Source organism: Mesorhizobium sp. P2_E9, from assembly GCF_056403815.1.
Map to the genome: position 1 here is coordinate 215157 of NZ_JBFUET010000005.1, position 11858 is coordinate 227014.

An 11858-nucleotide genomic window follows, 5' to 3' on the forward strand; every position below is an offset into this window, starting at 1 on the left:
TTGGTGATCGGGACCACCACGCGCAGGGCCGTGTTCCCGACGCGCAACTCAAAGCCGCCAAGCAGATCCAGCATCATCTCGAGGCTGCTCCCGCAGCCGGGATCAGCCACCCGGACTTTATCCGCAGCCGGGCCTGGGCTCCGCTCTCCAGCACGACCGGGTCTGGCTGCTCGAAATGCAATGTGAGATCGGGACCGGCGGCAGGCGTAAACTCTATGCGTGCGGCGCCCCCCTGGTAGATCACCCGCTTGACGAGACCATCGAAGCCCGGGCCATCCGGTGACACATCGAGATCCGCCGACCGGCAGCAGATCTTCGCACCCGCACGCGGCCTTTCGCCGGGGCGGCAGCTGACCACCAGTTCGGTTCCGAGTACCTTGACCTTGCAATGGCCGCCGTCTTCGCCCGTCAAGACATCGGCCGGCAGCAGAATGCCTTGTGAGATGAACGAGGCGACCATTTCATTTGCCGGCTCATGATAGAGCTCGCTTGGCGTCGCCAGCTGCGCCAAACGGCCGTGATCCATCACCGCGATGCGGTCGGCCAGCGCCATCGCCTCGGCCTGATCATGGGTGATGTAGACGATGGTCGTGCCGGTGCGCTTGTGGAAGGCGGCGAACTCGTCCTCCATCGAAGCTCTCAGATGCACATCCAGATTGGCGAGCGGCTCGTCGAACAGCACCAGCGAGGGTGCCGCCACAAGGCAGCGCGCCAGGGCCACACGCTGACGCTGGCCGCCGGAGAGATTGGCGGGCCTGCGTTCGCCCAGCCCCTGCAGATTGACCAAAGCGAGCGCATCTTCCACCTTCTGGCGCGCAATGGCCTTGTCGAGCTTTGCCACCTTCAGCGAATAGCCGATGTTTTCGGCGACCGTCATGTGCGGCCACAGCGCGTAGTTCTGGAAGACGATGCCGACGCGCCGCTTTTCCGGTGCGACATTGCCGCCGCAGCTCGAAACGACCTCACTGCCGATGCGGACCTCGCCCGAGGTCACTTTCTCGAAGCCGGCGACGAGCCGCAGCAACGTCGTCTTGCCGCAGCCCGAGGGACCGAGCACCGCCAGGAACTCGCCGTCCGCGACGTCGATCGAGACATCCTTGACCGCATCGAAGTCAGCGAAGCTCTTGGTCACATGGTCGAGGCTCAATCGCACCAAGGCAGCACTCCGCTGGGAAGATAAGGGGCAAGCAGATTGGTCACCAGCATCAGCACGAAAGTGACCGCGACGGTGATGACGGACATCGCCGCCGCATAGTTGGAATCGCCGCCCTGCTCGAAGGAGAACATCACCACGCCGATCGTTTCGGACCCTGACGACCACAGCAGTGCCGAGACGGTGAGTTCGCTGAGTGCCGTCATGAAGATTAAAAGGCCGCCGGCGATTGCCGCCGGTGCGACCAGCGGAAAGATGATGGTGCGCATACGCGTGAACAGGCCGGCGCCCGCCACTTGTGCCGCCTCTTCCAGCGCGCGGTCGATCTGGTGATAGCCGCTGATGGTCGGCCGCAGCGCCAGCACCAGGAAGCGGGCAAGGTAGGCGTAGAGGATGATCCAGACCGTGTTGTAGAGCTGGATGCCGGTCAGCGGGATCGGCCGCAGGAAGAGCAGCAGCGAAGCGATCGCCAGCACCACGCCGGGCAAGGCATAGGGCAATTCGACCGCCAGATTGAGCAGCCGCACCCAGCGCTGCTTGCCCCAGGCGATGAGGTAGCCGACCGGCACGGCGACGATGACAGCGAAGAAGGCGGCCCCGATCGACAGCCAGAAACTGTTGAAGAAGGCGCGGTTGGCGGCGTCATGCTCGAACAGCACGAAGCGGTAATTGTCGAGCGTTACGGTGTTGGCGTTGAGTGCGATGCCGTAGCCCGGCACCAGCGAGGTCAGCACCAGCCCGAACAGCGGCAGGAACAGCACCAGCACGATCAGCAGCCATATGCCGGCCTGGACGACCGGTCGCCAGCGGCCAAGCTCGTAGGATTCGGCCGGAAGTGAGGTGGAAGAGATGCGGTAGTCGCGGCGGCGGCTCATGACCTCCTGGGCGAGAATGCCGGCCATGGCGATGACGCCGATCAGCACCGACTGGAACGCGGTCTCGCCGAGCACCGCCGGCCCGCCGCCGGCCAGCTTCTGATAGATGAGCGTCGGCAGCACCAGATAGTTGGCGGGAATACCGAGAAAGGCCGGAATGCCGAAATTGCCGACGCAGGACACGAAAGCGAGTGCCGCAGCGGCCATGATCGACGGCGTCATCAAGGGCAGCACGATGGTGACCAGCACGGTGAACCAGCCGGCGCCACCGGCGCGTGCGGCCTCGACCAGTTCGCGCGGCAGCTTGCGCAGGCCGGCACGCACCAGCAGGAAGACAAGCGGTCCATATTGGACGCCAAGCAGCAGGATGATGCCCGATGTCGAATAGAGCGGATTTTTCGTGCCGAGTGGCGGTGCCGCGCCGAAGAGCTTGAGGAATGGGCTTGCCGGACCGAACAGTTGCAGCCACGCCAGCGCCGTCACTTGCGGCGCGATCATCAGCGGCATGACGTAGCACAGCACCAGGGCGCTACGACCGCGTATGTCGGTCAGCGACACCAGCACCGCCACCAGCGTTCCCGACAGCACCGCAAGCAATGTGCCGCCGATGCCGACGACCAGCGTATGCCATGTCGCGATCCAGGTCGCCGGGCTGCGCAATCCGGCCTCGATGGCCACGGTCGACAAGGTGCCTTCAGGTGCCACGATCTCCTTGATCAGCCGCAGCATGGGCAGCAGGGAAAGCAGCACGATGACGATGGCCACCGCCACCGTCAGGGCCATTTCCTGGCCCCGGCTTTCCCTGATGCGTGTTGACATGATTGCGTTTCCTGGGATCGATGCGGGCGGGATGCCGTCTACACGGCATCCCGCCGCGATTGCCGGCTCAGCCGCCGAACAGTTCGGAGAACTTCGCCTTGTCGGCGTCTGTCTTGGCGACGATCGCCTTGGTGTCGAACGGCATCACCTTGACCTTGACGCCTTCCGGCAACCAGTCGGGGCGGCCAACCGAGGCGCGCGCCGGCAGGTAACCCATGGACAGCGCCAGCTTCTGGCCCTCATCGGACAGAATGAAGTCGACGAACTTCTTGGCGCCGTCGACATTCCTGGCCGTCTTCAGGATGGCGACCGGTTCTGTCACCGCCGGAACGCCTTCGCTCGGGAACACGAACTCGACCGGCGAACCTTTTTTCTTGGCGTTCATCGCCATGAAGTCGACGAGGATGCCATAGGGCTTCTCGCCCGATGCCACCGACTTCAGCACCGCGCCATTGCCGCGCACGCTGACGGTGTTGTTGGTCTTCAGCTTCTGGAAGAAATCCCAGCCATAGTTGGCATCGCCGACGAAGCCCGAAAGCAGATAGGCGGCGGCACCCGAATACAGCGGGCTCGGCATGACCAGCCATCGGCATAGGCGGGCTTCGCAAGATCGGCCCAATGCTGCGGCTTCTCGGCCGCCGCGGTGTTGTAGACGATGCCGGTGGTGATCAGCTTGCTGCCGAAATAAGTCTTGTCGGCGTCATAGGCATCCGCCTCGATGCCGTCGAGCTTGGCCTCGGCATAAGGCAGCAGCCGGTCGTCCTTCTTCAACAGCTCCATCGAGACCGCATCGGCGATCAGCAACACGTCGGGCTGCGGGCTGCCGGCGGCGAACTCGGCCGCCATCTTGGTCAGGATGTCGCTGGTTCCGGAACGATAGATGGTCACGTCGATGCCGGGCTGCGCCTTCTTGAAGGCGTCCACGGTCTTGGCCGCGTCGGCTTCCGGCTGCGATGTGTAGAGCGTCAGTGTTTCGGCGTTTGCCACGCCGGCAAACAAAGTTGCCGCGAGCGCCAGCTGGCTGGCCAGCAGCTTGATGAAGTGCGTCTTCATGAGACCTCCTGTCTTGTCCATGCATGAGCGGTCCGGCGTCATGGCCGGTTCCCGTCTCCCTCCCTGCACGGCGCATATGACTGGTGGATGACAGTGCACCTGCGCGATCAGATCAAGCGACAACCTGGCTCTCACTGCACGACAACAGGGCCCGCGGAATTGGCCTTCCGCGAGCCTCATGACCATTGTGGCCACTGATTTCTTGGCACAACGGGATACCCGGAACGATGCTTTCCCGGCGCTCCCCAAAGGGCGCTTCGGCTGCCCTTAAACCAGCATGCCCATCGGGTTCTCGATCAGCCGCTTGAAGGCGACCAGCAGTTCGGCACCGAGTGCTCCGTCAACGGCCCGGTGATCGGTCGACAAGGTCACCGACATCACGGTCGCGATCTTGATCTCGCCATTCTTGACCACAGCCCGCTCTTCGCCCGCCCCCACCGCCAGGATCGTCGCATGCGGCGGGTTGATGACGGCGGCAAAATCCTTGATGCCGAACATGCCGAGGTTGGACACCGCCGTGGTGCCGCCCTGATACTCTTCCGGCTTCAGCTTGCGGCTGCGCGCGCGGCTCGCCAGATCCTTCATCTCGTTGGAGATGGTGGACAGCGTCTTTTCGTCCGCATGCCGAATGATTGGCGTGATCAGGCCGCCGGGGATCGAGACGGCAACACCGACATCGGCATGCTTGTGCTTGACCATGGCGCTCTCGGTCCAGGACGCATTGGCATCCGGCACCGCCTTCAGCGCCACGGCAAAAGCCTTGATGACCATGTCGTTGACCGACAGCTTGTAGGCTGGCGCCTCACCCCCATTGGACTGCTCGCCGGTCTTCTTGACGGGAGCCGCCGCATTGATCTGCGTGCGCAGCGCCAGCAGGGCGTCGAGTTCGCAGTCGAGCGTCAGGTAGAAATGCGGGATGGTGGTCTTGGCCTCGACGAGACGCCTCGCGATGGTCTTGCGCATGTTGTCATGCGGGACGAGTTCGTAGGAACCGGGTTCGAAGAGGCGCAGAACGTCCCCCTCCCCCTTGAGGGGAGAGTGGCCGGCCGCAGGCCGGTCGGGTGGGGTCGGCTCGATCGGACTCGGTGCCAGGGAGGTGCCTTCTGAGGCGACCCCCTCCGTCCGCTTCGCGAACGCCTCCCCCTCAAGGGAGGAGGAAAGCGCGGCGTCGATATCAGCTTTTACGACGCGGCCGTATGGGCCGGTGCCTGTCAGGGCTGACAGGTTCAGCCCAGCTTCGCGAGCCAGACGACGCGCCAAAGGTGTGGCGCGGGTTTTCCCCTCCCCCTCGAGCGGAGGGTGGCCGGCCAACGGCCGGTCGGGTGGGGTCGGTTCGACCGGGCTCGGCGCCAGGGCGGTGCTGGACTGGGAGGTGCCTCTTGAGGCGACCCCCTCCGTCCGCTTCGCGGACACCTCCCCCTCGAGGGGGGAGGGAAGCGCTTGCTTGCCTCCATAAGCCTCGTCATCGGCATAGATCCAGGCCACGGGCGCACCGACCGGAATATCGACGCCTTCCTTGCCAGTCACGTCCCGCAGCACGCCGCTGGCCGGCGCATCGATCTCCATCGCCGCCTTGTCGGTCTCGATCTCGAACAGCACATCGCCCTTCTTGACCCGGGCGCCTTCTTCGGCGAACCAGCGCGAGATCTGTCCGGTCGCCATGTCCATGTCGACCTTGGGAAGAATGACTTCGGTCGGCATGTCTCAGCGAACCCCTTTCACGAGGTCGCGCGCGGCGGAGATGATGTCGGGAACCTGCGGCACCGTCGCCTTTTCGAGCTCCGGATTGTAGGGGATCGGCGTCTCCGCGCCGCCCAGCCGCATGATTGGGGCGTCGAGATAGTCGAACGCCTCGCTCTCGGCGATCATGGCGCTGACCTCGGCGCCGATGCCCAGTGTCTTGACGGCCTCGTAGACGCACATCAGCCGCGACGTCTTCTTGACGCTGTCGATGACGGTTTGCTTGTCCATCGGCCGGATGGTCCTGAGATCTACGACTTCGATATCGATGCCCTCGGCTTCCAGGGCAGCCGCCGCTTCAAGCGCCTTGTGCACCATGATCGATGTGGCGACGATGGTGAGATCGCGGCCCTCGCGGCGGATATCCGCCTTGCCGATCGGCACGGTGTAATAGCCTTCGGGCACCGGGCCTTTCATCTTGTAGAGCAGCTTGTGCTCGAAGATCATCACCGGATCGGGATCGGCGACCGCCGCCAGAAGCATGCCCTTGGCATCATAGGGCGTCGCCGGCTGGATGACCTTCAGGCCCGGCACATGACCGAGCCAGGCTTCCAGGCTCTGGCTGTGCTGGGCCGCCGCACCGGTGCCGGAGCCAGCAGGAAAGCGCATCACCACGGGCACCGAAACCTCGCCGCCCAGCATGAAGCGCATCTTGGCCGCCTGGTTGACGATCTGCTCCATGGCAAGCGTTGCAAAATCGGAAAACTGGAACTCGAAGATCGGCCGCATGCCGGTGAGGGCCGCACCGACGGCGACGCCCGCCCCTCCCAGTTCCGAAATCGGCGTATCGATGACGCGCTCCGCGCCGAAGCGCTCGACCAGATCGCCAGTCACCTGGAAGGCGCCGCCATAGACGCCGATGTCCTCGCCCATCAGGAAGACGCGTTCGTCCATGTCCATGGCGATCGCCATGGCTTCCTGGATCGCCTGGGCGTAGCTCAGTTCACGCACCATCGCGTCCATCACGACTGCTCCGTATACACGTAATTCCCGGTCTCGCCGACGTCAGGCGACGGGCTCGCCTTGGCGAATTCGATGCCGTCGGCGATCTCCTGCGCCACGGCGCCGCGGATGGCCTCTATGCCCTTGTCGTCGATGAAGCCGAATTCCCGCAGCTCGCTCTCGAACAGCGTGATCGGATCGCGGTTCGACATCCAGTCCTCGATCTCCTCCTTGGTGCGATAGCGGTTGCGATCGCTCTTGGAATGGCCGCGATGGCGGTAGGTCTTGGATTCGATCAGCGTCGGCCCCTCGCCCGCACGGGCACGCTCGACAGCCTTGTAGGACGCCTCGGCGACCTCCGAGAAAATGTTGCCGTTGACGATGACGCCGGGCATCGAATAGGCAGCGGCGCGGTCAGCGATGTTCTTGACCGCCGTCGAGCGGGCCGTCGACGTCGACATGCCGTAGCCATTGTTCTCGCAGACGAAAATGACCGGCAGCTTCCAGACCGCCGCCATGTTGAGCGCCTCGTGGAAGGCGCCTTCATTGTTGGCGCCGTCGCCGAAGAAGGAGACAACGACCTTGCCGGTCTTCATCATCTTGGAAGAGAGCGCCGCACCAACGGCGATCGGAATGCCGCCGCCGACAATACCGTTGGCGCCGAGATTGCCCTTGGCGACATCGGCAATGTGCATCGAACCGCCACGGCCCTTGCAGTAGCCAGTGGTCTTGCCGAAGAACTCGGCGAACATGCGCTTCACCTCGGCGCCCTTGGCGATGCAGTGGCCATGGCCGCGATGCGTCGAGGTGATCTGGTCATCCTCGCCAAGCGGCATGCAGATGCCCATGGCGCTGGCTTCCTGGCCGATCGACAGATGCATGGTGCCGTGGATGAGACCGCGCGTGTAGCTTTCCTCCGCACCCTCTTCGAAGCGGCGGATGAGGTACATCTTGTAGAGCACCTGCTTGAGCTGCTCGGCGCTGTACTGGCGATAGACGAAAGGCAGGTTGGCGCGACTGTCCGCAACGGCTTTGCTGGCTCCGGCCATGATCACGCCTCCACGGTTCCGTAGACGAGCTTGTCCTGGCGGGCGCGCAGTTCGGCGATCTTGGAGCCTGGAGCCGGGGCCGCATTGGCATAGGTGATGAGTTCGCCCTTCTTGATCGGCGCCGTCACCGAGCCGCCCTGCAGCAGGCCGCAGGGAATGGCCTTGGCGGCATGCGCTTCCGGCGCCGTCATGATCCAGGCGCGGTAGCAATATTCGCCGATCGCATCGAGTTTCTCGCCGGGCTGCATGTCCTTCTTGGCCACGGCGGCGACTTCGGCCACCGGCTTTGCCAGCGGCACCATGTCGGCCTTGCCGTAGAGCACGACGCGGGCGCAGGTCAGCGGCACTTCGAGCGAGGTCAGGTGATAGGGGCGGTGGAAGGTGAAGTATGGGCCCTTGCCCATCTTCAGATCTTCCATGCGCTCCGAAATGCGCGGATGCGACATGTCGGCAACGACGAAAACGCCGGGCGCGACGCCCTTGCCGATCGAATAGTCGACGACGCCGACCCTGGACAGCACGCCGCCATCCTTTTCAGGCACCAGTACTTTCGACAGTTCGCCGAGCGTTGCCGCGGGGCCATGCATGCCGGCCTTGTCGGGCACCAGCCCGGTGGCATTGGCGATCGCCGCCATCTCGACCATGGTCTTCGAACCATCGACGAATTCGACCAGCATGCGCACATTCATGTGCCGGCGCTTGGCCTCTTCCTCATAGGCGGGCGGCGTGGCGTCGATGTTGAGCGGATTGTTCTTGCCCTTGCCGGCGGCAACGATCGGATGCCCCATGGCCGAGACGAATTCGATCAGTTCCATGCACGAGGACGGCTCGTCGCCGGCGCCCAGCGAATAGGTGACGCCGAGCCGGTCCGCCTCGCTCTTGAGATAGGCGCCGATGGTGACGTCGGCCTCGACATTCATCATCACGAGATGCTTGCCATGCTCCATGGCGCGCAAGCCGATCTCCGCACCGACGGCGGGAACACCGGTGGCATCGATGACGACGTCGATCAGATCATTGTTGATGACCAGGCTGGCGTCGTTGGTGACCGCCACCTTGCCGGCCTCCATGGCCGCCGTCATCGCCGAAGCGTTCGAGACTTCGCGCGCATGCCCGGTTTCCTGGAAGGCGATATCCACCGCCCTGCTGGCGGTCGGCAGGTTCAGTTCGGAAATGGCACCGATCTCGATGCCGGACATATGGGCGACGCGGGTGACGATGTCGGTTCCCATCTCGCCGGAGCCGATCAAACCGATGCGGATGGGCTTGCCCGACTTGCCGCGTTCTTCGAGATCGCGGGCAAGGCCCGTCAACGAAACATTGGAAGCCATACCGCTCATTCCTCCCACATTGCAGGCTTGTTCATTCGCTTGACCGGTATTGAACATCTGTATTTCTGTCAAGACTAATGTCCAAATCTGTATGCTTTTGCGGCTCTTTCCCCGCAGACGGGAGCGGAGACGAAAAGCGGTAGTGAAAGTCCGATATCGCGCAGCCCGCCGACCGGTTCCGGACGCACAACACCATCACAAAAAGTAAGATGCTTTGACGCCATCACTTCCGGCAAAGTCTGCCAAGGCTTGTTCGCTGGACCATCCGTGCGTAAAAGGCAGGGATAGGCATCGGCAGGGGCTTTCCGATGAATGTCCAACAACGGGTTCGGCCTGTTGCATCGCCGGGCGACGGACCGGCGCATGCGATTGCCAGCATCTTCGCCACGGAATTGCAGATTCCCTCGATCGGTCTCGACGACAATTTCTTCGATCTCGGCGGTGATTCGCAAGGTGATCTACTGGCGGCTGTTGCGCGACGCGATGGGCACGATGGGACTGGGACAGACACGCCTCGGGCGACATCTGCGCAAAAAGGCGTACAAGAGCACGCTCCTGCAGGCAGCGGCAGGCTTCGTACCTTCCTCCTATCCCTGCGACGTCCTCATCCTGGCCAGTTCCGAATGGGGCGCCACCACGGTGAAGGATTACAAGGGCTGGGCGTCCGACAAGGCGAGCGTGAAAACGGTCGTGATGCCGGGCACGCACAGCAAGTTCCGCAAGGCCAACATGGACGCGATTGATGCCGAGATTCTCGCTTTCCTCATGGAAAGACCCGGGGCGACAAAAGTCCAGCACCAGCAATGAGTTTTGGCCGGCGGATACTGGAGGCCTTCGCCGCTCATGGTGACAAGGTCGCGATGGTCAGCGACCGGTCGCAGATCACCTATGCGCAGGCGCTGATCCAGATCCGGCATCTTGCCGTCAATTCAGCGCGTCGGGCATTGGGCCAAGCCATCGCGTCGGCCTCGAAATGGTCGACGACATCGACGTGGTCCTGTCCATCCTCGCCTGCTGGAAAAACAGCGCCACCCCCCGTCGTTATCGACTTTCGAACGCCCAGAAGGTAGCGTGCAAGGCAGCCTCGCGACTTCAGCCTGAAGATGATCAGCGTCCTGATCCTGTTGGCGGCATATGCATCAGCCGGCGATGGAAAAATCGTGGAAATGCACGATCACCCCATCGGCATCGATGAAGATCACCGCATAGGCGGGCGGCTCGTGGCCCAGGCTCCAGCTCTGCGAAAAATCGAGCGCGGTCTGGTGGTTGGTGCTGCGCAGCGTGCTGACCGGTATGCCACGCCAGCTGCCGGCGATCGGCCGATGGACATGTCCGGCGAAGATGTGGCCGACATTGCCATGGCGCGACAGCACCTCATGGAAGGCATCGGCATCGGCGAGCCTTACCTCGTCAAGCACCGGCATATGTATCCGGAACGGCGGATGGTGCATGAACAGCAAGGCCGGGCCGCGCGCTTCCCTGAGCATTTCGTCCAGCCATTCGAGCCGCGCCGCGCACAGCCTGCCCTCGACATGGCCGCTGTCCAGCGTGTCGAGCAGGATCAGGCGGCCCTCGCTGCCGTCGAACACGCTCTGCACGAACCCGCGCTCGGTGACAGCCTCCGGGAACATCTCCAGAAATAACGCCCGGTCATCGTGGTTGCCGAGCATCAACCGGCAGGGCGGAGAAAATTGCGCCAGCCTCTCCCGCAACGCCGCATAGGCTGCGCGCTCGCCATCATTGGTCAGGTCGCCTGATATCACCACCAGCTCGGCATCGGCATGGTTCTTGCCGATGTCGGCAAGGCAGGCCTCCAGTCTTGCCAGCGGATCGGAGCCATAGAGAAGGCCACCCGGCGTCATCAGATGCGGATCGGAGAGCTGGATGATTTTCATGGACCTGACCGAACGCTTGCCTGTTGATGCCCGTCGGCCCCAGCCGGGAACGCCCTGGCTATCCTCTACTGTGCCGTCCAGCCGCCATCCATCGGTAAAGACGTACCGGTGATCTGCCTGGCGGAATCCGAACACAGGAACAGTGTCAGCGCCGCAAGTTCCTCGACGGTGACGAATTCCTTCGTCGGCTGTGCAGCCAGAAGCACGTCATGCTTGACCTGATCTTCGGTCATGCCGCGCGCCTTCATCGTGTCGGGGATCTGCTTTTCGACCAGCGGCGTCCAGACATAGCCCGGCGCGATGGCGTTGACGGTGATGCCGTCCTGCGCGGTTTCCAGCGCCACCGTCTTGGTCAGGCCTGCAATGCCGTGCTTGGCCGAGACATAGGCCGACTTGAACGGCGAGGCGACCAGCGCGTGTGCCGACGCTGTGTTGATGATGCGGCCCCATTTGCGTGCTTTCATGCCGGGCACCACCGCCTTGATGGCATAGAAGGCCGCCAGAAGATTGATGCGGATGATGGCTTCCCACTTGTCGTCGGGAAACTCCTCGATCGGCGCGACGTGCTGGATGCCGGCATTGTTGACCAGGATGTCGAGGCTGCCGAACGCCGCCTCGGCATCATGCACCATGGCGGCCACTGCCGCGCCATCCATCATGTTGGCATCGGAATAGCGGCACTTGACGCCGAAATCCTTCTCGATGCCGGCGCGCTCCTGCTCGATGGCAGCGGCATCGCCAAGGCCGTTGATGGTGACATTGGCGCCCTCGGCGGCAAAGGCGCGGGCGATGGCCAGGCCGATACCGCTGGTCGACCCGGTGACGAGGGCATTCTTCGAAGACAGGGAACCCATGGTGATCTCGCGAGAGGTGGGAGGGAAATGAGAGATACAATTGTGCGTCGCAACATGACAATGACAGAGCCATGTGTCGATGCGATTACAGCCAGACGACAGCCCCAGCATGGCCCTCGACCGCTGCGAAACCATGGTCCTCGGGCT

General features: G+C 63.3%; 9 protein-coding genes and 1 pseudogene. 1 reads left to right on the forward strand and 9 read right to left on the reverse strand.

What is annotated here, in order from left to right; genetic code table 11:
* Positions 1 to 73: 73 nt before the first annotated feature.
* The 7 genes and pseudogenes from AC1D05_RS11315 to AC1D05_RS11345 form a co-directional block, all read right to left on the reverse strand.
* A complete protein-coding gene (locus AC1D05_RS11315) occupies positions 74 to 1156 on the reverse strand; it encodes an ABC transporter ATP-binding protein (RefSeq protein ID WP_477440820.1) in 1083 nt (360 codons plus the stop codon).
* Positions 1144 to 2847 carry an ABC transporter permease gene (locus AC1D05_RS11320; RefSeq protein ID WP_477440821.1) on the reverse strand — a complete coding sequence of 568 codons (1704 nt, stop codon included), beginning with the start codon at positions 2845 to 2847 and terminating at the stop codon, positions 1144 to 1146. Before AC1D05_RS11320 ends, AC1D05_RS11315 begins: the two co-directional genes overlap by 13 nt.
* A 67-nt stretch (positions 2848 to 2914) precedes the next feature.
* A pseudogene (locus AC1D05_RS11325) lies at positions 2915 to 3900 on the reverse strand (ABC transporter substrate-binding protein).
* A gap of 267 nt (positions 3901 to 4167) precedes the next feature.
* The gene (locus AC1D05_RS11330) at positions 4168 to 5601 is read right to left on the reverse strand and encodes a pyruvate dehydrogenase complex dihydrolipoamide acetyltransferase (RefSeq protein ID WP_477440822.1); all 1434 of its coding nucleotides are present in this window, start codon (positions 5599 to 5601) and stop codon (positions 4168 to 4170) included.
* Between the two features lie 3 nt (positions 5602 to 5604).
* Positions 5605 to 6603, reverse strand: a complete 999-nt coding sequence (locus AC1D05_RS11335) for an alpha-ketoacid dehydrogenase subunit beta (protein ID WP_477440823.1) — start codon at positions 6601 to 6603, stop codon at positions 5605 to 5607.
* On the reverse strand, positions 6603 to 7631 hold the full coding sequence (locus tag AC1D05_RS11340) for a thiamine pyrophosphate-dependent dehydrogenase E1 component subunit alpha (protein ID WP_477440824.1): 1029 nt from the start codon (positions 7629 to 7631) through the stop codon (positions 6603 to 6605). The genes AC1D05_RS11335 and AC1D05_RS11340 overlap by 1 nt, the downstream gene beginning before the upstream one ends.
* A 2-nt stretch (positions 7632 to 7633) precedes the next feature.
* Entirely contained in the window at positions 7634 to 8962 is a 1329-nt protein-coding gene (locus AC1D05_RS11345) for an NAD(P)H-dependent oxidoreductase (RefSeq protein ID WP_477440825.1), read from the reverse strand.
* Positions 8963 to 9270: 308 nt separating this feature from the next.
* Between AC1D05_RS11345 and AC1D05_RS11350 the strand changes: the two genes are divergently transcribed.
* A complete protein-coding gene (locus AC1D05_RS11350) occupies positions 9271 to 9705 on the forward strand; it encodes an acyl carrier protein (RefSeq protein ID WP_477440826.1) in 435 nt (144 codons plus the stop codon).
* A gap of 396 nt (positions 9706 to 10101) precedes the next feature.
* Here the strand turns inward: AC1D05_RS11350 and AC1D05_RS11355 are convergent, their stop codons facing one another.
* A complete protein-coding gene (locus tag AC1D05_RS11355) occupies positions 10102 to 10857 on the reverse strand; it encodes a phosphodiesterase (RefSeq protein WP_477440827.1) in 756 nt (251 codons plus the stop codon).
* Between the two features lie 65 nt (positions 10858 to 10922).
* Entirely contained in the window at positions 10923 to 11711 is a 789-nt protein-coding gene (locus AC1D05_RS11360; protein ID WP_477440828.1) for a 3-hydroxybutyrate dehydrogenase, read from the reverse strand.
* Between the last annotated feature and the right edge of the window lie 147 nt (positions 11712 to 11858).